At 53.5% G+C, this 24,501-nt stretch carries 26 protein-coding genes and 1 riboswitch; of the genes, 10 read left to right on the forward strand and 16 right to left on the reverse strand.

Annotated elements, in window-relative coordinates; all coding sequences use genetic code 11:
- Positions 1 to 672: a TVP38/TMEM64 family protein gene (locus tag BS29_RS11495; protein ID WP_229953792.1), complete on the forward strand. Its 672-nt coding sequence runs from the start codon at positions 1 to 3 to the stop codon at positions 670 to 672.
- On the opposite strand, the gene BS29_RS11500 is transcribed toward BS29_RS11495, so the two are convergent.
- From BS29_RS11500 to BS29_RS11550, 11 genes are all read right to left on the reverse strand, one after another.
- Entirely contained in the window at positions 656 to 1,192 is a 537-nt protein-coding gene (locus BS29_RS11500; RefSeq protein WP_229953793.1) for a histidine phosphatase family protein, read from the reverse strand. The genes BS29_RS11495 and BS29_RS11500 overlap by 17 nt on opposite strands.
- Entirely contained in the window at positions 1,189 to 1,989 is an 801-nt protein-coding gene (locus tag BS29_RS11505) for an adenosylcobinamide-GDP ribazoletransferase (RefSeq protein ID WP_229953794.1), read from the reverse strand. Before BS29_RS11505 ends, BS29_RS11500 begins: the two co-directional genes overlap by 4 nt.
- Positions 1,986 to 2,999, reverse strand: coding sequence for a nicotinate-nucleotide--dimethylbenzimidazole phosphoribosyltransferase (gene cobT, locus BS29_RS11510; protein ID WP_229953795.1), 1,014 nt, complete (start codon positions 2,997 to 2,999; stop codon positions 1,986 to 1,988). Before cobT ends, BS29_RS11505 begins: the two co-directional genes overlap by 4 nt.
- A 76-nt stretch (positions 3,000 to 3,075) precedes the next feature.
- Positions 3,076 to 4,551 (reverse strand): cobyric acid synthase, encoded by a 1,476-nt coding sequence (locus BS29_RS11515; protein ID WP_229953796.1) that lies wholly within the window; start codon positions 4,549 to 4,551, stop codon positions 3,076 to 3,078.
- Positions 4,539 to 5,495, reverse strand: a complete 957-nt coding sequence (gene cbiB, locus BS29_RS11520) for an adenosylcobinamide-phosphate synthase CbiB (protein WP_229953797.1) — start codon at positions 5,493 to 5,495, stop codon at positions 4,539 to 4,541. The genes BS29_RS11515 and cbiB overlap by 13 nt, the downstream gene beginning before the upstream one ends.
- Entirely contained in the window at positions 5,492 to 6,262 is a 771-nt protein-coding gene (locus tag BS29_RS11525) for an ABC transporter ATP-binding protein (protein ID WP_229953798.1), read from the reverse strand. Before BS29_RS11525 ends, cbiB begins: the two co-directional genes overlap by 4 nt.
- On the reverse strand, positions 6,262 to 7,230 hold the full coding sequence (locus BS29_RS11530) for a FecCD family ABC transporter permease (RefSeq protein WP_229953799.1): 969 nt from the start codon (positions 7,228 to 7,230) through the stop codon (positions 6,262 to 6,264). The genes BS29_RS11525 and BS29_RS11530 overlap by 1 nt, the downstream gene beginning before the upstream one ends.
- Entirely contained in the window at positions 7,227 to 8,105 is an 879-nt protein-coding gene (locus tag BS29_RS11535; protein WP_229953800.1) for an ABC transporter substrate-binding protein, read from the reverse strand. The genes BS29_RS11530 and BS29_RS11535 overlap by 4 nt, the downstream gene beginning before the upstream one ends.
- Complete coding sequence (gene cobO, locus BS29_RS11540; RefSeq protein ID WP_229953801.1) at positions 8,102 to 8,716, reverse strand: cob(I)yrinic acid a,c-diamide adenosyltransferase; 615 nt, start codon at positions 8,714 to 8,716, stop codon at positions 8,102 to 8,104. Before cobO ends, BS29_RS11535 begins: the two co-directional genes overlap by 4 nt.
- On the reverse strand, positions 8,713 to 9,693 hold the full coding sequence (gene cobD / locus BS29_RS11545) for a threonine-phosphate decarboxylase CobD (RefSeq protein ID WP_229953802.1): 981 nt from the start codon (positions 9,691 to 9,693) through the stop codon (positions 8,713 to 8,715). Before cobD ends, cobO begins: the two co-directional genes overlap by 4 nt.
- A gap of 1 nt (position 9,694) precedes the next feature.
- Positions 9,695 to 11,596, reverse strand: coding sequence for a TonB-dependent receptor plug domain-containing protein (locus tag BS29_RS11550; protein ID WP_229953803.1), 1,902 nt, complete (start codon positions 11,594 to 11,596; stop codon positions 9,695 to 9,697).
- Positions 11,597 to 11,730: 134 nt separating this feature from the next.
- Positions 11,731 to 11,931, reverse strand: a riboswitch (cobalamin riboswitch).
- Positions 11,932 to 11,962: 31 nt separating this feature from the next.
- On the opposite strand from BS29_RS11550, the gene cobU reads away from it, so the two are divergent.
- The gene (gene cobU, locus BS29_RS11555; protein WP_229953804.1) at positions 11,963 to 12,505 is read left to right on the forward strand and encodes a bifunctional adenosylcobinamide kinase/adenosylcobinamide-phosphate guanylyltransferase; all 543 of its coding nucleotides are present in this window, start codon (positions 11,963 to 11,965) and stop codon (positions 12,503 to 12,505) included.
- A 67-nt stretch (positions 12,506 to 12,572) separates the two neighbouring features.
- On the opposite strand, the gene BS29_RS11560 is transcribed toward cobU, so the two are convergent.
- The gene (locus BS29_RS11560) at positions 12,573 to 12,971 is read right to left on the reverse strand and encodes a hypothetical protein (protein WP_229953805.1); all 399 of its coding nucleotides are present in this window, start codon (positions 12,969 to 12,971) and stop codon (positions 12,573 to 12,575) included.
- A gap of 374 nt (positions 12,972 to 13,345) precedes the next feature.
- Between BS29_RS11560 and BS29_RS11565 the strand changes: the two genes are divergently transcribed.
- From BS29_RS11565 to BS29_RS11585, 5 genes are all read left to right on the forward strand, one after another.
- Positions 13,346 to 14,644, forward strand: a complete 1,299-nt coding sequence (locus BS29_RS11565) for an aromatic ring-hydroxylating oxygenase subunit alpha (protein WP_229953806.1) — start codon at positions 13,346 to 13,348, stop codon at positions 14,642 to 14,644.
- A gap of 84 nt (positions 14,645 to 14,728) precedes the next feature.
- Positions 14,729 to 15,796 (forward strand): GTPase ObgE, encoded by a 1,068-nt coding sequence (gene obgE / locus BS29_RS11570; protein WP_229953807.1) that lies wholly within the window; start codon positions 14,729 to 14,731, stop codon positions 15,794 to 15,796.
- Entirely contained in the window at positions 15,793 to 16,902 is a 1,110-nt protein-coding gene (proB, locus tag BS29_RS11575) for a glutamate 5-kinase (protein ID WP_229953808.1), read from the forward strand. Before obgE ends, proB begins: the two co-directional genes overlap by 4 nt.
- A gap of 24 nt (positions 16,903 to 16,926) precedes the next feature.
- Positions 16,927 to 17,853: an NAD-dependent epimerase/dehydratase family protein gene (locus BS29_RS11580; protein ID WP_229953809.1), complete on the forward strand. Its 927-nt coding sequence runs from the start codon at positions 16,927 to 16,929 to the stop codon at positions 17,851 to 17,853.
- A gap of 69 nt (positions 17,854 to 17,922) precedes the next feature.
- Entirely contained in the window at positions 17,923 to 19,113 is a 1,191-nt protein-coding gene (locus BS29_RS11585) for a cytochrome P450 (RefSeq protein ID WP_229953810.1), read from the forward strand.
- 8 nt (positions 19,114 to 19,121) lie between these two features.
- Here the strand turns inward: BS29_RS11585 and BS29_RS11590 are convergent, their stop codons facing one another.
- Entirely contained in the window at positions 19,122 to 19,640 is a 519-nt protein-coding gene (locus BS29_RS11590) for a Pycsar system effector family protein (protein ID WP_229953811.1), read from the reverse strand.
- Positions 19,641 to 19,827: 187 nt separating this feature from the next.
- Here BS29_RS11590 and BS29_RS11595 point away from each other — a divergent pair, with 187 nt between their 5' ends.
- From BS29_RS11595 to BS29_RS11605, 3 genes are read left to right on the forward strand one after another with little or no spacing between them, the layout of a single operon-like run.
- On the forward strand, positions 19,828 to 20,073 hold the full coding sequence (locus BS29_RS11595; protein ID WP_229953812.1) for an acyl carrier protein: 246 nt from the start codon (positions 19,828 to 19,830) through the stop codon (positions 20,071 to 20,073).
- Between the two features lie 54 nt (positions 20,074 to 20,127).
- Complete coding sequence (gene spt, locus BS29_RS11600) at positions 20,128 to 21,327, forward strand: serine palmitoyltransferase (RefSeq protein WP_229953813.1); 1,200 nt, start codon at positions 20,128 to 20,130, stop codon at positions 21,325 to 21,327.
- 21 nt (positions 21,328 to 21,348) lie between these two features.
- Positions 21,349 to 22,143 (forward strand): enoyl-CoA hydratase/isomerase family protein, encoded by a 795-nt coding sequence (locus BS29_RS11605; protein ID WP_229953814.1) that lies wholly within the window; start codon positions 21,349 to 21,351, stop codon positions 22,141 to 22,143.
- A 10-nt stretch (positions 22,144 to 22,153) separates the two neighbouring features.
- On the opposite strand, the gene BS29_RS11610 is transcribed toward BS29_RS11605, so the two are convergent.
- From BS29_RS11610 to BS29_RS11620, 3 genes are read right to left on the reverse strand one after another with little or no spacing between them, the layout of a single operon-like run.
- Positions 22,154 to 22,549: a cupin gene (locus BS29_RS11610; protein WP_229953815.1), complete on the reverse strand. Its 396-nt coding sequence runs from the start codon at positions 22,547 to 22,549 to the stop codon at positions 22,154 to 22,156.
- A gap of 36 nt (positions 22,550 to 22,585) precedes the next feature.
- On the reverse strand, positions 22,586 to 23,488 hold the full coding sequence (locus tag BS29_RS11615) for a hypothetical protein (RefSeq protein ID WP_229953816.1): 903 nt from the start codon (positions 23,486 to 23,488) through the stop codon (positions 22,586 to 22,588).
- A 15-nt stretch (positions 23,489 to 23,503) separates the two neighbouring features.
- A complete protein-coding gene (locus tag BS29_RS11620; RefSeq protein WP_229953817.1) occupies positions 23,504 to 24,478 on the reverse strand; it encodes a diacylglycerol/lipid kinase family protein in 975 nt (324 codons plus the stop codon).
- Between the last annotated feature and the right edge of the window lie 23 nt (positions 24,479 to 24,501).

The following is a 24,501-nucleotide window of genomic DNA, read 5'->3' on the forward strand; positions in this document are numbered from 1 at the left end:
ATGAAACCGCTTCTTAAAGTCATGGTCGTTTTGACCCTAATTTTCGCGTCCACATTCATTCTCGGGCGAGTGCTCGGGATATTGACCGTGGAAAATGTCCGCTGGCTGTTAGAAGAAGCACAGCAGGTTGACCCAACTTACGTTATAGCTGCGGTCATATTGTTGCTGTTTATCGATCTGTTCGTGGCGGTACCTACGCTGACGATCACATTGCTGGCAGGCTACTTCCTTGGCTTCCCACTCGGTATGGCATCGGCTTTGACGGGCACCACATTGGCTGTGCTGGGCGGCTATTGGATTAGCCAGCGATATGGAGATAGGGCGCTCGGATTTCTAGTCAAAGATGAAGAAGAACGCAGCAAAATGGCACAGGCCTTTGCCCGCAGCGGTCCGGCCATGATCATGCTCGCCCGTTCAGCCCCAATGATCCCGGAGGTGACAGCTTGTATGGCGGGCGTCACGCGCATGCCGCTGCTGCGCTATCTTGTTTTCTATGCGCTCGGGACTGTGCCTTATGTCGGGATCGCTGCCTATGCAGGGTCCATCAGTACGTTGAATGATCCCAAACCTGCGATATTCGCGGCCTTGGGTTTATACGCGACACTCTGGATAGGCTGGTTTGTCTATCAGCGGGTCGAAGCCAAGAATAAACGGTCTAACCAATATTCGTGATTGTTGCTGTTTTCGGGATGAAATCTGGAAGCGATCGTAATGGCGCCTTTGCACGATTCCCCAGCACCGCAGCAATAGGCCCGCCATGGGTTATGATGGCAATGTTTTTCTGCTTTGGCAGGTCACGCCAACCATCCAAAACCCGCTCAACAAGCTCCCCAGTCGTTTCTCCGCCGCCTGGCCGAAATCGATAAGGATCGTCTAGCATACCGTCCATTGCATCCCCTGTCTCACGATAGATGGCATTCCAGCTGCGTCCTTCCCAGTTACCAAAGTTGCGTTCTTGCCAGCGATGATCAGCTACTATTTCGACAGATAACAAATGAGCAGTGCGATCGGCTATGATACGGGTTCTTTTCCGATCCGAATGAATAATCACATCGGGAGAGCGCGCTGCGAGCTGTCGCACCAGAAACTTGGCCATGCGCGCACCTTCACGGCTTAGTCCCATATCGCTTTTACCATAGCAGCGGTGCTGCCATTTCAGCACTACAGGTGGGTGTCGAACCAGCCAGATCATGGACCTACTACAGCCAATATAGCAAGCAGGACGATGAGCTGTCCGGCATAAGCAGCGAAGCCCAAGCAGTCCCCTGTACTGCCTTTCAAGCGCCGCAACAACAACGCCCGGAACCACAAAAAGAAAACGCCAGACACGCCAAGAGTCAGAAGCGCCGCCGTCGGCTGTAAATAAGCAAAAAATCCAATAATAGGTGCAGCAATTACCGTTGCAAAAAACAAGTCCGAAAAGCCAGTATGTCCTCCAACGTCCTTGGCTAATCCTGTGTCCCGCATCGCTACCGGGGCAACACTGGCCATGATCGCCACCGCCAGAAACCGGCCAAAACATGCCGATGTCACGACCGCTATTATCAGAACCTCTTGGGGCAAACCGATCAGCAATGCAGCGCGCAAACCAACCGCAAAAAACAGGCCCAGCGCTCCATAGCTGCCAATCCGGCTATCTTTCATTATCCGAAGCGTTGACTCAGCATCCTGACCGCCGCCAAAGGCATCGCAAAAATCAGCGACGGCATCTTCATGAAAAGCCCCCGTCAGGCGCGCTTCAACCGCAAGGGCTATGATCACTGCAACGGCACGCGGCCAAATATGTGCACTTGTGACCAACACGGCTGCTGTAATTGCCCCAACCAAAGCGCCGACCAAAGGAAACCAGATGACGGCGCGCGACAATCCAAATCGTGCTTGTTTCGAAGTCAGGCCATTTAACCATGGCACAGGCAAACGCGTGAGAAACTGGACAGCCAATAGCGGCGGTATCCACCAACCGATAGCCGGCGGGTTTTCTTTACTCATGGCATGATGTCCGACAGCTTGGCGACATCGTTTAACAAAGCGGCCGCGCTGTCTAGCAAAGGAAGAGCTGTCAATGCACCTGTGCCTTCACCGAGCCGCATCTCCCATTCGAGCAACGGCTCCAGAGCAAGATGATCAAGCGCCAACCGATGACCCGGCTCTGCCGATAAATGGGCTGCGATCATCTTTTGGGCTGTTCCTGGCACAAGATGCTCAGCGATCAAGGCCGCCGCAGTGGAGACATATCCATCCAGCAGTATGATCGAGCCTTGCCGCGCAGCTTGCGCATAAAAACCAGCCATTGCCGCAATCTCGAAACCGGACACATCTGCAATCGCCGCAACCGGATCATCCGACAATAGCATCGCCGCTCGTTTTGCAGACTGCGCGACAATATCGCGCTTGTTCAACAATATGGTGTCATCAGCCCCGGCACCGCGACCGGTCACGATTTCCGCATCGCCATTTGTCAGTAACAATGTCACACAGGCAGCGGGCGTTGTATTTCCAATACCCATTTCCCCTGCCATTAGCAGCACGAAACCATGGTCATCCGCTAGCTTGGCTTCAGCTTTACCCACTGCCCAAGCGGCTTGAAATTGATTTACCGTCATGGCGGGCCCGATTGCGAGATCAGCCGTTCCCGCAGCCACACGCGCATCACGAAAGTCTGGTTTATCGCTTCCAATTTTTACAGGCTCTAAGCTTCCAACATCAACCAATCGCAGATCTGCGGAATGAGCCGCGGCCAACGCCGTACTGGTGGCCTTTTTCGCAATGATCGTTTCCATCATAGCTGTGGTCACTGCCGAGGGCCAAGCGGACACACCGCTCTCGACAACGCCATGGTCACCAGCAAACAAAACGATCCGGCGCGGCTTGGTTTGAACTTTCACCCTTTGTTGCACCACCGCGAGCTTGATGGCCAATTCTTCCAGGCGCCCCATGCTTCCCTGCGGTTTGGCCAGCGCGTCGAGATATTCGGCGACATCTTCCATAGTCACGGTCATCGAACGAACCACGATGAATACACGTTGTCCACGACCGACAGGAGCCTGACGCGGTCAATCAATTCATCTGGATACATCATGCTGCATCTCCGGCAATGGCAAGCAATTCATCAATATCCACATATTCCTCCAGCGCCTTGGCCAGCGCATCCAATGCCTCGTCAACCACAACAGACTGTTCTTTTTCGTTTGAAACAGCGCCAAACCTTGCCAACCAAGATTGGCGCTGAGCCGCGTTGTTAAACAGTCCATGCACGTAACAGCCGGATATGCGACCATCACTGCTGACTGCTCCATCGAGACGTCCGTCAAGAAACCGTATCATTGGATGTGCCATCTCGCACTTCGCTAGATTCAAACGCGTTTCCCCCACGTGAATCTCATAACCGTCGATATGCTGGTCATCAGCGATGGATTTCCCTGAAATGTTGGTCAATGTCTTCGCAGCGGTCAGCGCCGTTGCAACCGGAAGCAGGCCTAAACCAGCCACCGTTTCGGCAGCTCCCTCGATCGCTTGGGGATCAGAAATACTATCGCCCAGCATTTGATAGCCGCCACAGATACCCAAGACATGCCCTCCTCGCCGGACATGTGCCGCAATATCAATATCCCATCCTTGCGCGCGCAAAAACTTAAGGTCAGCGATGGTCGCCTTCGTACCCGGAATAATGATCAACGATGCGTTGACCGGTATCACTTCTCCCGGCGGCACCATATGCAGACGTACCTTTGGCTCAAGACGAAGCGGATCAAAGTCATCAAAATTGGATATCCGCGACAGCATAGGTACAGCAATCTCGATCACACCTTCTTTCGCTTCATCCGACTTTTGCAGCACCACAGCATCTTCGGCAGGCAATTTGTGGACCATGGACAGCCAAGGAACAACCCCAAGCCCTTTCCAGCCTGTCGCCTGTTCTATCGCGGCATAGCCGTCATCAAACAGACTGACATCACCGCGAAATTTGTTGATCAAAAAGCCCTTGATCATAGCCGCGTCGGCGCTGTCGATAACTGTCTGGGTCCCCACGATCGAAGCGATCACGCCGCCGCGATCAATATCGCCGATTAGAATGACAGGTATTTTGGCCGCACATGCAAAACCCATATTCGCAATATCACCTGCGCGAAGATTGATCTCGGCGGGACTTCCTGCGCCCTCAACGATGACAATATCCGCATCATTGGAAAGGCGCCGATAAGAAGTTAGGACGGCATCCAGCAGGTCTTGCTTATGCTTCCTATAGTATTCTGCGTCACCAATATTGTGGACCTTGCCATGCACGATGACTTGTGCACTTTTGTCAGATTGCGGCTTTAGCAAGACCGGATTCATATCCACATGAGACGGAATCCGACAGGCCAATGCCTGCAGAGCCTGTGCACGTCCGATTTCACCGCCTTCTGGTGTTACAGCTGCATTGTTGGACATATTCTGGGGCTTGAAGGGCCGGACAGCCATGCCCCGATTGGTCAACAGCCGGCATATACCGGCAACCAATACCGACTTGCCGACATCAGACCCCGTCCCCTGCAACATTACAGCGCCCATATCAGCGCTCCTATTGTTGCCCACAGGAACAGACAGGCCCGCAGATAGATGGTAAGTGCAGCCTTAAGGTCTGCGGCATCCGGTCGGCGACCATTGCCTAGCGTTTCCCGCGCAATCCATTCGCCGTCATAAGCAGCACCGCCCCCGATTTGCACGGTCAAGGCACCAGCCATGGCCGCTTCTGACCATCCGGCATTGGGCGACAAATGTTTACGCGCATCGCGCAACATGGTCCGCCAACCTCCTGGCGCTGCCATACAAATGAGACAGCCCGCAATCCGCGCGGGTATGTAATTCATGACATCATCCGCGCGCGCTGCGGCCCAGCCGAAATGCCGGTAGCGTGAATCCAGGTGCCCAATCTGGCTATCGGCCGTACTAATGGCTTTGAACACAAACAGACCTGGCAAGCCGCCGATCAAAAACCAGAATGCTGGCGCAACAATCCCATCGCAAAAGCTTTCGGCCAAACTCTCCGTAGCGGCAGCGGAAATCGCTCGGTTATCAAGCTCATCAGTATCGCGGCCGACGATCATTGAAAGCGCCTTGCGCGCCTTGGTCAGATCACCATTGCTCAGAGGTACCAATACCCGGCGGACGTGCAAATATAGGCTGCGCTGCGCAATTCCGGTTGTTGCAATTGTGATCAACAAGGCAAATCCAATCCAACCGGTCAACGCAAATTCCAGTGCCAAACCGACAGTGGCAGGCACGGCCACAAGTATCAGCACCGATGCGATCCCGTTCCATCGCTGCATCGCGGTACTTCCCGTGTTCCACCTGTGATCCAGTTCATCAATCAGTCGACCAATCCAGGTCACCGGATGCGGGATCCGCCGATGCAGGGCATCAGGATATCCAACCAGCGCTTCCAACATCAAAACCACCAGCAACAATGAGCTATTCGCACTAATCATAGCGCTGAACGACGCCAGAGCGGTCATAGGCGCCTGACCGGAACCACCAGTGGTTCCCCTGCATCGCTGGTCGTTATCTGAACCTCAACACCATAGGCCTCTCCCAACACTTCAGCGGTCATCACATCCTCACAGCGACCGGCGGCCAATATAGAGCCCTCTTTCAGGATCATGATATCATCTGCTACCCGCGCGGCCTGCGTCAGATCATGCAGCACCACGATGACCCCATTCCCCGTTTTCGCATAGCTTTTCAAACGATCAAGCACATCAAATTGATGTGCAGGGTCAAGACTGGCCAGCGGTTCGTCCGCCAACAACCATTGCGGTTCGCCAGCCAAAACGCGCGCCAGCAATACACGCCCCTGTTCTCCACCGGACAAGCGCATTGCTTTACGGTCGGCAAGATCATTGCAATCGGTAGCCGCCATGGCCTTTAACACGGCTTCATGGTCGGCAGCACTCATTCCCCAACGACCGGCATGCGGTAATCTTCCCAGCCCAACTATTGTTTTAACATCGACATTCCAGTGTATGTCCGGTCGCTGTGGCAATAGTCCAATAAGCCTTCCGCGTTCTCTGCTGTCCATAGACAGCAGCGTGCGATCTCCAAGCTTAACTTCTCCGGATTGCGGTTCACGAAGTCCGACAAGGCATGACAGCAAGCTGCTTTTTCCAGCGCCGTTGGCGCCCAATATGACAGTCACCCTTCCCTGCTGAAACCGTCCGCTTACCTCTTTGAGTATCTTGCGTCCGCGCAATGTCAGGGACAGGCCTTCAAATGATAGCGACATCAGGCAAGCTCCCGATGCATTTTGAACAGCAAAGCCATGAAAAAGGGTGCACCCAATAAGGCCATGGCAATACCCAATCGCAATTCGCTAACGCTGGGCAATATCCGCACAATGCTGTCAGCGACCACCATCAGCAGCGCGCCTGCCAATGCAGATGGCAGCATGACGGCCGATGGCTGATGATCGGCAAATGGACGAACCAGATGCGGAACGATCAAGCCAACAAATCCTATTATACCCGCCGCTGCAACGGATGCGCCAACGGTTAGTCCAACCCCAATCACGGCAAGCCATTGCAGCCGCAACACATTGACCCCCATGGATCGAGCAGCATCCTCGCCCAACGTCAGCGCATCCAACGACCTGCCAGTAGCCATCAGAAATAGCATTCCCAGCGCAATGAGCGGCACGGCCAATTTCACATCATCCCAACTGCGATCGGTTAAGGCGCCCATCAGCCAGGTTACAATTTCCGTTGTCGCAAAGGGTGTCGGTGCCAAGCTGATCATCAGGGATGTCAGCGACCCGGCAAGGCTTGCGATAATTACACCTGCTAGAGTGAAGAGGATCAAGCTACCCGAGCGTCCAGCCAATAATGCAAGCAACCCCATGCCAACTCCAGCGCCGATCAGGGCAAAAGCCGGCAAGAGCCAGGCGGTCATCGCATAGCCGAAATAGAGGGACGTAACGGCTCCCAATGCCGCACTGCTCGACACGCCAAAAACACCAGGATCAGCAAGCGGATTGCGCAAATATCCCTGCATGGCGGCGCCAGCCATTCCAAGCCCCGCCCCGATAGCAGCCCCCAAAATAGTTCGCGGAATCCGCAGTTCCATGATGATGAGTCCGCTGAGATCATCACTCCACCATGTCGACGGCGCGACCCATATTTTGCCAGCGGCCAGCGAGACCAGCATCGCAGCCACCAATGCTATCAACAGCAAAATGTTCAAACGGGCCGCCTTCATTGCGCAGCCTTTAACTTGCGCCGCGCGCTCGACAGGGTTGCGACGGCCTCGATAAGAGTTGGTCCGGCGCAATGCATGAGCCGCGCCGGATAATCGGCAATCATGATCCGGTGCGCCAGCTTTCTCATGACGGGGTGCGACAACATTCTATCGCGCCGGTCTGTCTTTGCTTCAGTAGCATTTGAAAAAAGCAATTGTGGTGGCCGCGCAACCAAATGTTCGAGCGGCAAAATATCCCACTGGCTCAAGCCATAGGTACTGCTGACATTTTCAAAGCCAGTGCGGCGCAACAACTCATCCGGCAATGTGCCATCACCAGGCACCAGTCCGCCACTGCGCCAAATCAATGCAGGTATTTTCGCATCATCGGTCGGCTTGGCTCTGGTGAAAGCATCGGAAATACGCCGATTAACCGCAATGCCTCGCTGTTTAGCGCCCACTATCTCAGCCAGCTGGCTGATCTGTTGCTGGCTTTCGGCAACAGTTTGCGGAATGGATAGCTGAACCAACGGAATACCAAGACGCTTCAGGGCACTGGCAGTTGGCTGCGGCACGATGGAACCAGCCACAACCAGATCAGGACGCATGGCCAAAATCTCCTCTGCTGTTCCTGAAGTTGCCGGGAACTTTAGGGCTTGCGCCAGAGGAATAGAGGTCGCGCGTTTGTCGTGAGAATAGTGGCTGACCGAAGCGATTTGGCGCGCGTCAGCCAGTTGCATAAGCAAGGCATCGGCGCAGGGGTTAATTGATACAATTCGCTTCGGATAAGCCGGTATCTTAGTTCCTACACTGCTTTTGACAACCTCGGCATCGACAACCATGGTCGGCCAAAAAAGCAAAGCCGCTGCGGCAAGAAAGGCACCGATGCGTTTCAATATTCGACGCCCTTTTGTGCATTGAATCCGGCTTTGAACGGGTGCTTTACCTCTTCAAATTCTGTCACGAGATCGGCCATTTCGATCAGTTCGGGCTTGGCATTCCGACCAGTGATACAAATATGCTTTTCGAGCGGACGCTGTTTTAGAAACTCAGCCACCTTCGCAATGTCTAGTGTGTCATCCCGCAGAACAATGTTGAGTTCGTCCAGAATGACAAAATCATATTCAGGATCCATAATCAGTTCTTTGGAGCGTTCCCACGCAGCCTCTGCCGCCGCGATATCTTGCGCGCGGTCTTGCGTGTCCCACGTAAAACCCTCTCCCATGACTTCGAAAGTCAACAAATCGGGATTGGCCTGAAAGAAATTTTTCTCACCGGTTTCCCAGCTGCCTTTGACATATTGAACGATCGCGACTTTCATACCCCAGCCAAGGGAGCGAAGGGCCATCCCGAAAGCGGACGAGGACTTGCCTTTGCCATTTCCGGTATGAACAATCAAAAGACCACGTTCGATGGTTCTGCGCGCCTGCATTTTTGCTCGGGCAGCCTGCACACGCTTCATTCGGGCATTATGCTTTGCATGCTTGTTATCATTGGATTCGGTCATTGCTTATCGCTCCATAGATTGAGGGCATTTTCCAGGCGCTGCCATTCCTCTTCACTAGCTGGCAGACCAAAACGTAATTGTTTTTCGTCCCGTGAGAACGGCCGCACCAATATGCCCGATTGCCCCAAAATTACAAATAATTCCCGTGCGTTATCGTGAGAAGCTAAGCGGAACAGCGATGTTCCTCCGAGAATATTCAGGTCTGAATTTCCCAGCATATCATCGAGACGAGCAGCCGCTTCTTTTAGTCGTTGTCGCTGACGGTCTTGCCACTCTCCATCCCGATAGGCTGCCAATCCGATCGTTGCCGCGATGCCTGATATCGGCCAATCGCCAAGCATCGTGCGCAATCTCTCGACAATCGCAGCATCAGCGATCACAAAGCCAAGTCTTATTCCGGCCAGCCCAAAAAATTTGCCGAAGGACCTGAGAACAATCGCACCATCTCGTTCAGGCAACATGCTGACAGAGGGCGCGGTTTCGGCAAAGGCTTCATCAACGATCACTTGTCCCGGCAACGCGCGCAACTGGTCAGGAGAGACAACACGGCCATCCGGATTGTTCGGATTAGCGAGTATCACCAATTCTTGATCGGTTACCTCGTCTATAGAAATTTCTTCTGCTTCCGGCCAAGCGGTCCGGTGGCCAGAATAGATTGGCGTCAGCATCGCGGCGCGCTTTTTCGTGAATAATGTACCGAGAATCCGGATGGCCATATCGCTGCCTGGCACGGCCAGTATTTCGGAAAGATTATCCAGCTTAAACACCTTGGCTGCCGCTTGCTCCAAATGGGCGACATACTCGGGCTCGGGAAGCCGACTAAAAACGTCCGGTGCCATCTCAGGGACAGGGTAGGCCCAAGGGCTAATCCCGGTAGAAAGGTCAATCCAAGGTGCAGACGCGCTGGGAAATTGCGCAGCCGCAGCCGCCAATCGGCCGCCATGAAAACGGAAAGGATCGGTGGCTGCGGATGTCATCCTAGTAACGCAACCGGACACCGGCAAATGCGGATCGGCCTGGTGTGCCATAGCGGAAGATAGTTTCATATTCCTCGTCAAACAGATTGTCGACGCGGCCATAGACTTCGATATTGTCAGTTATGGGCATGGCAGCGCGCAGATCGACAGTGACATAACCCGCCACTTCGCGCGTGTTCGATCCATTGTCGAATTGTGATCCGACATGTGTGATCGTCGCCCCTGTTTTCAATCCGAATGACCAGTCGTAATCAAGCGAGGCGTTCACACTATGCTTTGGCCGCCGCGGAAGCGTCAATCCGGTCTCACGGTCTTCGGTGTCGACAAGTCCATAATTCAACGACCAGGTTAATGCCTCAACTGGGCGAACCGTCATACCGAGTTCGACGCCTTGCGCCCGCGCGCGATCGACATTGTCATAAGTTCCAGACGGCCGATTTTCACAAATCCCTGTTTGAACCGGACAACCGATGAAATCGATCAGGTTACGGCTGTTGCGGCGGAACAACGTCGCACTGACTTCGACTTTTCCATCGATCAGTTTTTGCGTGATGCCCGCGTCCCAGCTTTTTGATGTTTCCGGGTCAAGAGTGTTGTTGCCAAAACTGCTGAACAGCTGGAACAATGACGGGACTCTGAAGCCTTCACCATAGCTAGCGCGGAAGGTCGTGTTGCCCTGATTGGGGCTGTAAACGATATCACCTGCAAAAGTGGTTTCACCGCCAAAACTGCTATGATCGTCATAGCGAATACCCGCATTGGCAGTTAAACCCTCAACCGGCGTGATGCTAAGCTGCCCATAAATGCTATCAATTTCAGCCGTAAAGTTGCTCGCACTGTCTCCTGATCCGCTGCGATATTTTGACTTCTCTGTTTCAGCGCCGATGGTGGCGGAAAACATGTCGGAAATATCAAATATGCCCTGATATTCGAACCGCTCGTTGCGCCCTAACGCATCAAAGGTCTGAACATCCAGATTGAAATTATCCCGCTTGATGCTGGTATAGGCGAAGGCGAAGCGATTACGGAACCGACCGTCAAGAAGGCTAATATTCAGTCCCGAATAACCAACAAATTCCTCAACATTCGAAACTTCCGGTGTGTCAGCTAATCCAAAGACTCCATTGGCGAAGACAAAACCATCAATGTCGGTTCGACCATCTGAATAATAGCCTCGCAGATCAAGGGAAACCGCCTCGTTCAAGCTAATCTCAAGCTTGCCGTTCGCTCCGAAATTCCTGTATCCATCGCTCTCGGTTGCACCGCGCTCTTCATTGAAAGCCGAGAAACCGTCACTGCGATAATAGCCGGCGCCAATGCTCGCCGCGACAGGGCCAAAACGTCCCGAGACATTGCCCACCACTTGACCGGTATCACGATAGCCATATTCAGCGCGGGCATTGATGCTGAGATCTTCTGTCGGCTCCCGCGTAATGGTGTTGATCACCCCGCCTATCGCTTGACTGCCCCAGATGACCGATTGCGATCCGCGCAGCACTTCAATCCGCGATATATTGCCGGTGAGCAGGTTGCCGAAATTGAACCCCCCACCGGGAGAAGATGGGTCATTGAGTTTGACCCCATCGATCAGCGCTACCGTCTGATTGGAATCAGCGCCCCTGATGAAAACCGAAGTCGATGTTCCGATACCGCCATTGCGGGCAAAGGTAACCCCCGGCACATTGCGCAGCAAATCGACAACCGCAACGCTTTGCGTCCGCTCGATACGCTCTTGGTTGATGACGGTGATAGACCGCCCGGTTTCCGACAAAGGTTGCTCGGACCGGGATGCGGTCACGATGATGACTTCATCGCCATCTTCAGTGACCACTGCTGTTTCAGCCCAAGCCGGCTGCGCCACAACTATCGCCGTGGTGGATAATATAAACTTATGAAAACGCATGAATATTCCTTTTTGACAATCATTCAAAAAGGCCACGCATATTTGATGCCCATGGGATTCCCACATGCGCAGCCCGATAGTAATCGTCGCTACGCGAGGAACTCCTCGATCATATGGCACACCCCGTCCGCATGATAGAACGACAGCTACGGGCAGGTCTCCTGGCTCTCGGGTCATCGCTGGGTCCGTCCCCTTCCCAGACATAAAGTCCAGTGGGATTTGACGAGCCCGCTCACCAATCACAGTTGCGGGGGCAGCTTCGGATCAAGAAATCGCTTTCTCTTCCGAATTCCCTTTTGATCCCGTCTCCGGGAACCTGTAGCAGAGGACGCTCTACTCATCCCAATTCTGCGGAGCAAGACAATTATGCCTACCAAATCCGACAGAAGCGGCCATGTTACGCTTGTTTTGGGTGGGACACGTTCCGGCAAAAGTAGCTTTGCACAGCGCCTCGCCGAAGAGAGCGAGGGTGATCTGGTCTATATCGCCACGGCACAGGCTTTTGATGAGGAAATGAGCGATCGCATTGCGCGTCATAAGCAGGATCGTGGAAAAAAGTGGCAGACGATTGAGGAGCCGTTCGATCTTGCCGAAATTGTCTCCAGCCAAAGTAGCCGGAAAACTACATTGCTGATTGATTGCCTGACCATATGGCTCAGTAACTTAATGCTAGCCAACCATGATACCGATGCGGCTCTAGAAAATTTTGTTTCAGCCATATCCAGCGCAAAGGGGCAGATAATTCTCGTGTCCAATGAAGTCGGCTCCGGCATTGTCCCGGAAACCGCCTTGGGTCGCCGGTTTCGTGATGAAGCGGGTTGGATGAATCAGCGCATCGCCGCCGCTACCGATGAGGTAGCGCTTGTCACCGCTGGCCTGCCACTCTGGCTTAAGCAGGATAGCGCTTAGACTTGCGCGATTAGACACCAGACAACCAAGCCTGCTCCATCAAAAGGCCGCGATTTGGAAACTGAAGCTATGGAGCCAAGGCCAAGCAGTTATCAAGCCAAGCCGCGATTTGCTGTTTTGTTTCGTCGCTGGCGAGATATTGGAATTCTGTTGCTGTATAGCGATTGCGATTTTCATAGATTGCATTGTTATCCAGCAAATAGTTTATGCATCTCTGACACAAAGAATTCGGTTTTTTCTGACGGCTGGAAATGGCTTCTGTCGTTGTTGGCTGATTGGTTTTTTCGGAAACGTAGATATCCAACAAAATATCCCAAACCGGGTCACCGAATGTCAAACCTTTGAAATAGTCTGATCGTTTATTGTTTTGTTGGACAACATGCGCTGCGAACTTGAGGTGGGTGAGATCGGAATGTTTGTTATTATCCCTGTTGGCGAAGTCATCGATTTGCGGTTTTTCTTTCAAAATGCCCTCCTGAAAAAACCAGAATTTACATGCTTACACATTTCTTTTACAAAACGAAGTCTATTCGCCACGTCACAGGACCAGGCAGCAAAATAGTGACATGCGGCAACAATAATACGCCCTTTCCTACACAGTTTCGGGGCGATATATTATGTCACCATGATCGTCGGTACTGTTCGAAAAACTGTTCAACTCGTCGCTCATGCCCGTCGATTCAACGGAATTTGACTGCTGTTTTGCGTATAATTTGTCGAATTACCGAAATTCACCCTATCCTTCATCATTGGCCATTTTTCTGCATTTATCACTATTGCCAATCGACGGAGCCATAAGGGCCATGTCATGCAACGCTGTGAGGAGAGGCAGGTAGAGCAATGGCAATGGACCCCGCTTATATAGAGCAGATAAAGCGCTTGATGGAGTGGGAAGCCGCGCGCTCTGCACCCCCGGAAGAATTTCCGCATCTGCCCGATCTTCCTGCCGGTCGTTATACGTCGCAGGAATATTATGATCTGGAACAACAGCATATCTGGAAGAAAAGCTGGCTGTTCGCGGCCCATATTGACGAAATCCCGGAACCGGGATGCTTTATGAAATGGGAAAATACCGGCACGCCAGTCATCATCGTTCACGGCATGGATGGCGAAGTGCGGGCATTCTACAACACCTGCCGTCATCGCGGCGCGCCGGTGGTGACCGAGGAAAAGGGCCGCGCACCGCGTCTGATGTGCGGCTATCATAACTGGACATACAAGACCGATGGCGAGCTGGTCGGGGTTCCCGAGAAGCAGGATTTCACCGGGCTTGATATGTCCTGTCGCAGCTTGATCCCGGTCAAATGCGAGCGATTGGGCAATGTGATTTTTGTGAACTTTGACGATGACGCGATGCCGCTGAAGCAATGGCTAGGGCCGGTCTGGAATGACTGGGAAGAATTTCAGTTCGACAAGATTAAGCTCGCCGCGCGCCACAGCTTCGACCTCAACTGCAACTGGAAGGTGGCGATGGAGGCCAATATGGAGGTCTATCATGTGCCCTTTATCCATCCCGAAACCGTCGCACCGCTGGTCGACAGCAAGCGCAATGTGAACACGATGTTCCCCAATGGCCATGCCCGGATGCTGGCCCCTGCCCCGCACGAAACGGACAGGGAGCATGTCCGCGCCGTCGATTCACCCCCGGATTGGCAAGAGATTGATACGGTTGGCGAATTGGGGCGCACCTGCACGCAAAGCTACACTATGTTCCCCAACTGGGTGTCGCCGCTATCCAATTATTTTGTGCCGCCATTGGTTTTCTGGCCGACCGGGCTCAATACGACCCGGTTGGAGCTCGTCACGATGGCGCTGGACTGGGGGGACGGTCCAGCGCCAGACTTGTGGACGGTGCCAGACGACAGCAAACCCAATGGACGGGACATGAGCCCGATCATCCTGGAAGACACGCAGTTTGGCGAAATGATCCAGAAATCTATGGAAAGCGACGGGTTCAAGAGCGTCCCGCTCAGCTATCAGGAAGCGCGCATCTACAGCTTTCATCAGAGTTGCGACAAGATGATCGGTCTCGACAATGTACCGGAACATCTCGCGGTGGAACAGGTTATTGGTGAGGAATGGATCTATCCCAATGATCCACGCGTTTCCCAAATGGAGCAATTGCAGGCGGCAGAGTGAAAATCTGCGGATAAGAATGACGGCAATCGAACTGGGTAATCAAGCCTCTAGCTATTCGCGTCGCCCTTCCCTAAATGCACAACCATGCATTTCTTGGATCAAGCGAAAATATATGTGAGCTCGGGCGCGGGCGGGCCCGGTGCTGTCAGTTTTCGGCGTGAAAAATATATTCAGTTTGGCGGCCCGGACGGCGGCAATGGCGGGAAAGGTGGCGACATTATCTTCAGAGCGGTTGAAGGTCTCAACACCCTGATCGACTTTCGCTATACGCAGCATATCAAGGCACAGCGCGGCAAAGGTGGTGCCGGCCGCAACCGTACTGGTGCCGGCGGCGAAGATCGGATCATCGAAATACCGGTCGGTACGCAAGTCCTGTCCGAAGACAAAGAACATGTGTTGCTCGACTTCACGCGCGAAGGACAGGAAGAACTGTTCCTGGAAGGCGGCATTGGTGGCCGCGGCAATGCCAGCTACAAGAGCGCCACCAACCGCGCGCCACGCCAGCATCAACCCGGTGAACCCGGTGAAGAAGCGGCAATATGGCTACGGCTGAAATTGATCGCGGATGCCGGCTTGGTCGGCTTGCCCAATGCCGGCAAATCGACCCTGATCAACTTTGTCAGCAATTCCAAGGCCAAGGTGGGTGCCTATCCGTTTACGACCATCCATCCGCAACTGGGCGTGGTCCGGCATCAGGGTCGCGAATTTGTTCTAGCGGATATCCCGGGTCTGATTGACGGTGCGGCGGAAGGTGCTGGCATCGGCGACCGCTTTTTGGGCCATATTGAGCGCTGCAAAGTCCTGCTGCACCTTATCGATGCAACAGGCGATGATCCGGTGCAGGCTTGGAAGACTGTGACCAAAGAGCTGGAACAATATGGCGGCGGCCTGTCCGAGAAGCCGCAGATATTGGCGCTCAACAAGGCCGATCTGCTGGATGACGAATTGATGGAAGCCATTGCGGATGATCTTCGTGCTGCGGGTGCCGAAAAGGTCCTGCCACTGTCCGGGGCCACGGGCCAAGGCATGGACGCGGTGCTTGACAAAGTGCTCGAAGCCGTTGGGACAAATAGCTCCATCGAGAAAGCTGACCAAATCGCTAGAGACATCGATAGCGACGAGGAGGAAAAAGCAGACTGGTCACCGCTGTGAGCTTGCACGATAAGAAGAAGATTGTCGTAAAGGTTGGCTCGTCGCTGCTCATCGATTCCGATGGAGCTTCGCGACGTGAATGGCTGGAAACGCTGATTGCGGATATCGCACAGCGCCACCAAGCCGGTGCATCTATAATCATCGTGTCCTCCGGTTCCATTGCATTGGGCGCGCGCAAACTGGGTCTTGAGAAAGGTGGACGCTCCAATTTGGCTGATGCGCAGGCTGCAGCATCGGTCGGCCAAATTGCTCTGAGCAGCTTGTGGTCCGAATTGCTCGCAAAACACAACATCACCGCCGCGCAGATGCTGCTGACACTAGACGATATGGAAGATCGCAAGCGCTATCTGAACGCGACGGCGACGCTTGACCGGCTGGTCGATAAACGCGCCGTGCCCGTCATTAATGAGAACGACAGCGTGGCGACCGATGAAATCCGCTTTGGCGATAATGACCGACTTGCCGCACGCGTGGCGCAGGCCGCTGGCGCGGATCATGTGCTTTTGCTTTCAGACATTGACGGCCTTTATGACCGCAGCCCGGATAGCTCCGATAAAGACAAGTTAATCAGCGCTGTCGAGCAGGTTGACGAGCATATATTGGCTATGGCCGATGGCACCTCTTCATCCGGACTGGGCTCCGGCGGCATGACGTCAAAACTGGAGGCCGCGCAAATTGCCAATATGGCCGGGATTCCGCTGTCCATCATATCAGGACGCGAAGATCATCCACTGCAACGCTATGAAACAAGCGGCAAAGGAACTCTATTTAAAGCAAATGGAGGTAAAAATGCTCGGAAAAGCTGGCTTGGCGGCCGGCTTACCTCGGCAGGCACGATCATGGTCGATGCCGGTGCTGCAGAGGCGCTTCAGGACGGCAGCAGTCTCCTCGCCGCTGGCATCGTCTCGGTAACCGATGGATTTGCGCGGAGCGATGTTGTCGATATTACCGATCCCAATGGTCAGGTGATCGCGCGCGGCCTGGCTGAATATGATGCGATAGAATGCGCCAAGATTATCGGGCGGCGGAGCTCCGAACTCGAAGCCTTGCTTGGTTACGCTCCGCGCAGCGCGGTCGTGCACAGAAACCAGATGGTGCTGGTGTGAAGCGGAGCTTGGACAGGTAATCCCATGCGGACGAAACCAACTCTGGCAATTACCGGTGCGACCGGTTTTGTGGGTAGCCATCTGCTCAACCTGGCGGTGCGCGCTGGTTTTCCGGTACGCGCCCTAACCCGTCAGACGCAGGATGATCGTCCAAATGTCACTTGGATACGCGGCGCCTTGGACAACCCTGCCAGTCTCAACGTGCTGTGCACGGGCGCAGATGTGGTGATCCACATTGCCGGGGTTGTGAATGCACCCACGCGAGAAGGCTTTGAAGCAGGCAACGTTGCTGGCACCATGGCCGTCGTCGAGGCGGCAAAGAAATCAGAATGCAGCCGCTTTATCCATGTCTCGTCGCTTGCGGCGACCCTGCCCAAGCTGTCCATCTATGGCGACACCAAAGCCAGAGCGGAAAAGATCGTGGCATCCAGCGGACTTGATTGGACGATCATCCGGCCACCCGCCATTTACGGGCCCGGAGACAAGGAGATGCTGGAGCTGTTCAAAATGGCAAAAAGCGGCTTCATTACCCTACCCCCCGATGCCGACGGGTTGCTATCCGCTATTCATGTCGATGACCTGTCCCGCGCCTTGATGACCATCATTCCTGAGCATGAAGATTTGACCGCTCAGATTTTTGAGGTGGACGACGGAAAGACCGGCGGTTGGACCCAAACCAGCTTCGCTAAAGCCGTTGGCTGGGCGATTGGCAAACGGATCAAGCCGATAGCTACCCCAAAATTTCTATTGGAACTGGGCGCCAAAGCCGACCGATTTGTCCGCCGCGACAAGGCGAAGCTGACCGAAGATCGCGTCAGCTATTTCTGCCATGACGACTGGACGGTTGACCCCGCCAAGCGTCTGCCACCCGAATTGTGGACACCGCAAATCGAAACGCGGCAGGGACTCAAAGATACCGCAAAATGGTACCGGCAAAATGGCTGGCTCTGACGCCTGCCAAAATCACTAGCTGCCATCCCCGCCCAGTCGGCGCATAATTAGCCTCTGGGAGATGATATTATGCAGGATGGCGCAGCGGTGCGCGATGACGTGCCCACTCATGATTTCGATATATATGGCGAACCGGCGATCAAGGCTGACGTGCATGAAGCCTTCCTTGCGCTCAAGAATGAAGCCCCTCCCCTGTTCTGGACGCCGAAAAATGGCGGGCACTGGATTGTTACTGACGGCGACATGATGATCGAGTTGCTGCGCAAGCCAAACATCTTTTCCAACGAGAATTTTTCTATCCCCCATGTCGAGAACATACCCAAGACGATCCCGCTTTCGCTCGATCCACCGGAGCATCGTCCCTATCGCCAAATGATGCGACCGTTTTTCGAGAAAAAGGCAATTGCACCCTTGGAGGAACGGATTCAGCAATGGGCCGACAAGCTTATCGGTGCGGTCAAGGCGGATGGGCACTGTGAATTTATCGACGCGGTTGGCTCGCGCTTTCCGGTATCGGTTTTCATGGAGATGCTGGGACTTCCACTGGACCGGTTTGATGAGTTTCGGGCCCTTGTGGACGAGAATTTTGCGCTGGCAGGTACGCCCGAAGTCGCACAGGTTCAGCAGAAAATTGTCGCGATGCTGGCAGAATTTGTGAAAGAACGTCAGGCGGATCTCAAGGACGATATGATGAGTCATATCATCCGGTCCGATATAGACGGGCGCACGCTTAGTTTTGAAGAGCTTCTATCCATCGCGCATCTTCTGTTCCTTGCTGGCCTCGACACGGTGGTCAATGCACTCAGTTTTAGCATGAAGCATCTGGCGATAGACACAGATTTGCAGACAAGAATTATCGACAATCCCGCCTGCATTCCAGATGTTACCGAAGAATTGTTGCGCCGTTACAGCTTCGTCAATCTGCCGCGTCAGATCAATGAAGATACCATGTTGGGCGGCCAGAAACTGTCAAAAGGGGAGAAGATTATCTGCCCACTTGCAATGATCGGCTGGGAGGAAAAGCTCAACAAAAACCCGATGACGGTTTCAGTTGATCGCAAGCATTATCGCCATGGTGCTTTTGGCTCGGGCATCCACACGTGTTTGGGGCTGCATCTTGCCCGCATGGAATTGCATATTTTCTATGAAACCTGGTTCCGCGAAATAGGACGGTTTCAACTTGATCTGAACAAACCACAAGGCGCTATGCGCGGCGGAGTGGTCTGGGCGATCGAAGAGCTTTGGTTGCGCTGGAAATAGACCCGTTTTCAGAGCAGCGGTCCGGCAAATTGTTCTGCGAGATATGTCACGAAAGTCATCGATAGACCGAGCAGAAACACCCGGTATGCGAGACCGAGATAACGATATTTTTTGCGTTCAAGTACGATGCCCATTTGATAGATATCGCGCAACATTGTGCGATAAACCGTTTCCTGATCAACGAAATTCTCCGCCAAAAGCTGGTCCTTGAACTCGTCTTCCGATATTTTTGAGAACGCCCCGAAAAACAGCATGTTAGGATTGGCACCGGCCCGTATCTTGGTCGCTGGCATCACAGCGATCGCGGCCAGACCTGCTGCACAAAAAGCGGAAATTGCGAGTATGAGCAGAGGCAAGGAGAAGCTGCTCGCATGACTTTGCCCGATAGCCAGAGTAAAAACCACGAATGTTGCGCCAATTAGCATATTGGCCTTATGATCAGCCATCAGACTGAGTTGAACATGATGCTGCTGGGTCGTGCGCAGCAATTGGATGACTTCATCCGGCCATTTTCGGTCCTCGGTCATGCTTGACCCTCCGCACAGGCGCGACCCGATGCGCCGTAAGAGTGACATAATCGGTGTAATTGGGCAAGTTACGGCGCATATCCCCATCCTTGTGCCCTGTTTCGGCCTTATTCGCTTGCCAATGGGTGCTTCATATTGGCAAAGGTTGCTTGGAATGAAACAGGCCGGGAATTTGGGGAATTAGAACATGGCAAGTCGTGAAGAAATTATGGCCAAGGTAGAAGCCTTGATTGGTCCATTCAACAACAAGGGCGTTGAACTGAAGGATGATACCACCTTTGCGGGCGATCTTGAGTGGGACAGCCTGACGGTAATGGATTTTGTCGCAGCGGTGGAAGATGAATTTGACATCATAATCACCATGAACATGCAGGCTGAAATCGAGAATGTTGGCCAGCTTGCCGACGCTGTCGCCAAGTTGATGGAACAATAACAGCATAATCGGCATCCGGAACCCGTTTCAAGATGACGAAAACACGAGAGTAAAATGACCGATCTTTTGAGTAAATTCGATCCGCTGATTCAGGAACGCGAGACGCTCCTCGCAACGGGCGTGAAAGACCCGTATGCACTGGTTATGGAGGAAGTGAAATCTCCCACCGTTGCTATATGTAACGGCAAAGAAACCATTCTGCTCGGCACGTATAATTATATGGGCATGACCTTTGATGATGATGTTATGGAAGCAGGACTTACCGCGCTAAAGGACTTTGGCTCCGGAACGACCGGCAGCCGTCTTCTGAACGGTACATATAGTCCGCACAAGGACTGCGAAGAAGCGCTCAAAGAATTTTACGACATGGACCATGCAATGGTCTTCTCCACTGGCTATCAGGCGAATCTGGGGATCATCTCCACACTGGCCGGCAAGGGTGATTATGTCATTCTTGATATCGACAGCCATGCCTCCATTTATGACGGCTGCGCCATGGGCAATGCAGAAATTGTTGCGTTCCGGCATAACGATGCCGAAGCACTGGAAAAGCGCCTGAAGCGCTTACCCGCTGACGCTGGCAAACTGGTAGTACTCGAAGGCGTCTATTCGATGCTTGGTGATGTTGCACCGCTAAAGGAAATGATCCGTATCTGTAAGGAAAACGGCGCCATGACGCTGGTCGACGAGGCCCACAGCATGGGCTTTATCGGCGAAAACGGCCGCGGTGTGGTCGAGGATCAAGGTGTCATTGATGATGTGGATTTCATCATCGGAACGTTCAGCAAATCAGTGGGAACCGTCGGCGGCTTCTGCGTCTCCAACCATCCGAAGTTTGAAATTATGCGACTGGTTTGCCGCCCTTATGTGTTCACGGCTTCACTACCACCCAGCGTTATGGCAACAGCCAGCACCTCGATCCGCAAGCTGATGCACAGCGGAAACAAGCGCGCGCATTTGTGGGAGAACAGCAAGAAACTCCATCAAGGGCTGCGTGATCTTGGCTTTGAACTCGGTACGCCGGAAGCACAAAGCGCGATTATCGCGGTTATCATGCCGGACCTCGAACGCGGCGCGATGATGTGGCAGGCGCTGCTCGCAGAAGGTCTCTACGTCAATCTTGCACGTCCACCAGCGACACCGGCAAACATGACCTTGCTGCGCTGCTCGCTTTGTGCCGAGCATACGACAGAGCAAGTTGACCAGATTTTGGGTATGTTTGAAGCAGCCGGCAAGGCGGTTGGCGCGATTTAAGTCTGAACGCGGGAGATTGTTTTGACCAACCCCATCTTGATCGAACAACGCGGCCCGATTGAAGTTCTCTCGCTCAACCGGCCTGATAAACTCAATACCATGAACGAAGATATGATCTTCGCGCTACAGGACTATTTCCGGGGACTGCAGGACCGGCATGATATCCGCGTTGTGCTATTTCGCGCCGAAGGGCGGGTCTTTTGCGCCGGATTGGATATCGGCGCCTGGAAAAATGATGGGTCACGCGGACAAGTGCAGCATATCTGGCGCACGCAGCGCAGCATCGCTACCGTCATGCAGCTGATGCGACAATGCCCACAGCCAATTATTTCACTGGCCCAGGGCGCGGCCTGCGGCGGCGGATTTTCGTTACTTCTGGCCAGTGATGTCCGCTATGGCGCACCGAGCCTGAAAATGAATGCCGCTTACATCAAAATCGGTCTGGGCGGTTGCGATATGGGATCAAGCTATTTCCTGCCAAGACTGGTGGGGTCATCACTTGCATCAGAATTGCTTCTAACCGGCCGGTTCATTCAAGCTGAACGTGCTGAGAAGCTGGGATTGATCAGCGAAGTCGTTGAAGAAGACAAACTGGTCAGCACTGGCCTTTCACTGGCCGAAGAGATGCTCGATACCGCGCCAATGGGACTACGTCTGACCAAAGATGCACTCAACCGCAATATCGATGCACAGAGCTTTGAAGCAGCTATGGCGATCGAAGATCGACAGCAAGCCATGCTCAGCCTGACCGAAGACAGTCGCGAGGCTGCCAAGGCCTTTTTCAGCAAGCGCAAACCGGACTATAAGGACCGCTGATCCGGGTCGCTTAACGATCTCGGTTTTCGGTCCCCTGCCCGGCCGTGATAAAGAGCGCGGTCGCTTCTCCTTCGACATCTGCCGTGTGCCAGACGCCGGGGGGATTGATCGCATATTCGCCCTGTTCGAGCACGATTTGTCGCTCAGATCCATCTTCCATTTGCTGAATCAAGGATATTACGCCTTTGAAACACATGACGACTTCAGCACCGAGGGGATGCATTTCCCATACTGTCCAAGATTCAGTAAAATGGTGTAGCGACACCAAGCGCCCCTCTGCTCCATCATCAGCATGACGCTCACCATAAGCTTGATACCAGGCAGGATCGCCAGTGAAACGGGGCTCGGAAAATGCGGTTGCCCCCAGTCCGAGATGTATCGGGTTATCGGTTAGTTTGTCAGCCATAGTAGCGTCTCCCAGAAATACAGAAGCCATCTTAACCTATTTAATCGCACCACCAGCAAACAATCTCGGCAACATCGTAAGCGCGCCCAGAATTGGCCATTTGCGCTGCCATGGTTTGATCTCATAGCTGGTACCGGCATGACGGTTTATCTTCCACGCAAGGTAATCTATCCCGCCAGCATAGGTTCCAGACGCTTTTGCCAGCCGTGCGAGGGTGAGCAGCTTGCCATTACGGCGCAGCACCTTCCAGCGTTTCTCTGCTTCTGCCGTCGACAGCTCACCAGATTCCGATGGATCCTGATCTTGCAGGGTTACCATCGTGGCGAGACCAAATCGTTGGTAGCGATCGGGATCAGCATCAACGACGGAGCCAGGGCGATTGGTCCGTTCGGCGCGTAATTCTGCGCCATAGGTCAGCTCAAAACCGCGATGCCATATCAGCATGGGTGCCTGCGGCTGAGTTCCAAGCACCGGTAAGGTGAGCTCAAACAGAGTTATGGGCGCGCGAGCGATTGCCGCGGCAACCTTTCCACGGGCGGTATCGTTCGCACACCAGGCCAGGCGAGACGGCTGGGAAAATCGGGCCCAAACGCTTACTGCACTAGCATCCAGTCCGTTTAAATGATGAAAATCCTCTTCGCTCAGCACTGCAATTTTGGCGACCAATCCGTCATGCTCTGCGGGAAAGACATTCGGCGGCAAGAGCTTGTTGGCCCGGACCAGCCAGCTTTTGCCATAAGCAGCTTCATAGGTCGAGACGATCAGATAGAAATCGAGCATCTGTCCTTCGAGCTCGGTGGTCCGGAGACATGAGCCATAAAAAAGCACGGCGCGGGACGCGTCGCCATATTGCGCCGCAACAGTGGCTGCAAAAGCAGACACGCGCGGGTCAACCGGCTCTGCCAGCTCGGCTTCTATAAGGGGAATTAGGTGACTCACCCGCGGGATGATAGCCTAAGCAGCGAGGCGAAGGAAAGACACTGGTTCGGTGGACTTTAAAACGATCGGCTTGCCTTCTTTGGCGCGAAACAGTTCTCCGTCCATCACAACATTGCTGTTTTTGCCTTCAATGCGGATAACATCACCTTGCTCCAGGTGAATACCTTTTTGCACGGTTTTACCGAGGCGCCCAAATAGCACCGATAGGATGAAACGAACCAGCGCCGCAGGTTTTTGATCAATCGCCATAAATTGCAAGCGACCACGTCTGCCACGCGACCGGGTGAAACGCCGCATCAATAGAAGTTTTTCAAGCGTCGTCACAATCAAGATTGCGAAATTGCCCTGATATTGCCCCTTTTTGATGAGGGAAATACTGATTGGCGACGGACGGTTTGGGAGAAACTTCGCACGTATACCGAACAAAACGGAAGCCAGCGCTGCAAAAACGGTCAGCAAATGGGAGGCCGCATTGGGCAAGCCAAGCGGGTAAATTTTATGCCGACAATAAAGAATAAACTCAGACAGGCCTGCACCGCCCAGAAACATGCCCAAGACGACTTTGCTGTCTTTGCTACCATCGGACAGGGCAATAAGTTCGCGGTCCACAAGATGATCGTGCAGATCATGTTTCGCCATTTCAACGATACGTTCCAGAGCCTTCAACGGATTACCTTCCGCTCCTAAATCCAGCGCTATCAAATTTGTTTTGCCATTGGGCAGAACAGCGACAGGTGGAGGATTTTCACCGAAATGCCCGCCTTGATGCAATTCTGTAAGGGCAGCCTGAACAGTGCCGTCCCCGCCATTAATCACCAGCACCTTGGGTTTCACTCTCGCAATAGTTTCCAGCGCCTTGGTAATTTCGTCAACTGCGTCGACCTCGTAGTGGAAAACATCGCTGTTCTTGACACAATAGGAACGTACTTCCGGCAAGATCGCACGATTTCCCGTGGAGTTTGGATTAGAAAGTAGCGCTACATTGGCCATTGTTTAACTGCCCGTTTCCCTGA

The organism is Parasphingorhabdus litoris DSM 22379, assembly GCF_020906275.1.
Classification (GTDB): domain Bacteria; phylum Pseudomonadota; class Alphaproteobacteria; order Sphingomonadales; family Sphingomonadaceae; genus Parasphingorhabdus; species Parasphingorhabdus litoris.

Coding starts and splice junctions, on each gene's coding strand:
- BS29_RS11495 (WP_229953792.1), top strand. CDS start 1: ATGAAACCGCTTCTTAAAGTCATGGTCGTTTTGACCCTAATTTTCGCG.
- BS29_RS11500 (WP_229953793.1), bottom strand. CDS start 1,192: ATGATCTGGCTGGTTCGACACCCACCTGTAGTGCTGAAATGGCAGCAC.
- BS29_RS11505 (WP_229953794.1), bottom strand. CDS start 1,989: ATGAGTAAAGAAAACCCGCCGGCTATCGGTTGGTGGATACCGCCGCTA.
- cobT (WP_229953795.1), bottom strand. CDS start 2,999: ATGACCGTGACTATGGAAGATGTCGCCGAATATCTCGACGCGCTGGCC.
- BS29_RS11515 (WP_229953796.1), bottom strand. CDS start 4,551: ATGGGCGCTGTAATGTTGCAGGGGACGGGGTCTGATGTCGGCAAGTCG.
- cbiB (WP_229953797.1), bottom strand. CDS start 5,495: ATGACCGCTCTGGCGTCGTTCAGCGCTATGATTAGTGCGAATAGCTCA.
- BS29_RS11525 (WP_229953798.1), bottom strand. CDS start 6,262: ATGTCGCTATCATTTGAAGGCCTGTCCCTGACATTGCGCGGACGCAAG.
- BS29_RS11530 (WP_229953799.1), bottom strand. CDS start 7,230: ATGAAGGCGGCCCGTTTGAACATTTTGCTGTTGATAGCATTGGTGGCT.
- cobO (WP_229953801.1), bottom strand. CDS start 8,716: ATGACCGAATCCAATGATAACAAGCATGCAAAGCATAATGCCCGAATG.
- cobD (WP_229953802.1), bottom strand. CDS start 9,693: ATGACATCCGCAGCCACCGATCCTTTCCGTTTTCATGGCGGCCGATTG.
- BS29_RS11550 (WP_229953803.1), bottom strand. CDS start 11,596: ATGCGTTTTCATAAGTTTATATTATCCACCACGGCGATAGTTGTGGCG.
- cobU (WP_229953804.1), top strand. CDS start 11,963: ATGCCTACCAAATCCGACAGAAGCGGCCATGTTACGCTTGTTTTGGGT.
- BS29_RS11565 (WP_229953806.1), top strand. CDS start 13,346: ATGGCAATGGACCCCGCTTATATAGAGCAGATAAAGCGCTTGATGGAG.
- obgE (WP_229953807.1), top strand. CDS start 14,729: ATGCATTTCTTGGATCAAGCGAAAATATATGTGAGCTCGGGCGCGGGC.
- BS29_RS11580 (WP_229953809.1), top strand. CDS start 16,927: ATGCGGACGAAACCAACTCTGGCAATTACCGGTGCGACCGGTTTTGTG.
- BS29_RS11585 (WP_229953810.1), top strand. CDS start 17,923: ATGCAGGATGGCGCAGCGGTGCGCGATGACGTGCCCACTCATGATTTC.
- BS29_RS11590 (WP_229953811.1), bottom strand. CDS start 19,640: ATGACCGAGGACCGAAAATGGCCGGATGAAGTCATCCAATTGCTGCGC.
- BS29_RS11595 (WP_229953812.1), top strand. CDS start 19,828: ATGGCAAGTCGTGAAGAAATTATGGCCAAGGTAGAAGCCTTGATTGGT.
- spt (WP_229953813.1), top strand. CDS start 20,128: ATGACCGATCTTTTGAGTAAATTCGATCCGCTGATTCAGGAACGCGAG.
- BS29_RS11610 (WP_229953815.1), bottom strand. CDS start 22,549: ATGGCTGACAAACTAACCGATAACCCGATACATCTCGGACTGGGGGCA.
- BS29_RS11620 (WP_229953817.1), bottom strand. CDS start 24,478: ATGGCCAATGTAGCGCTACTTTCTAATCCAAACTCCACGGGAAATCGT.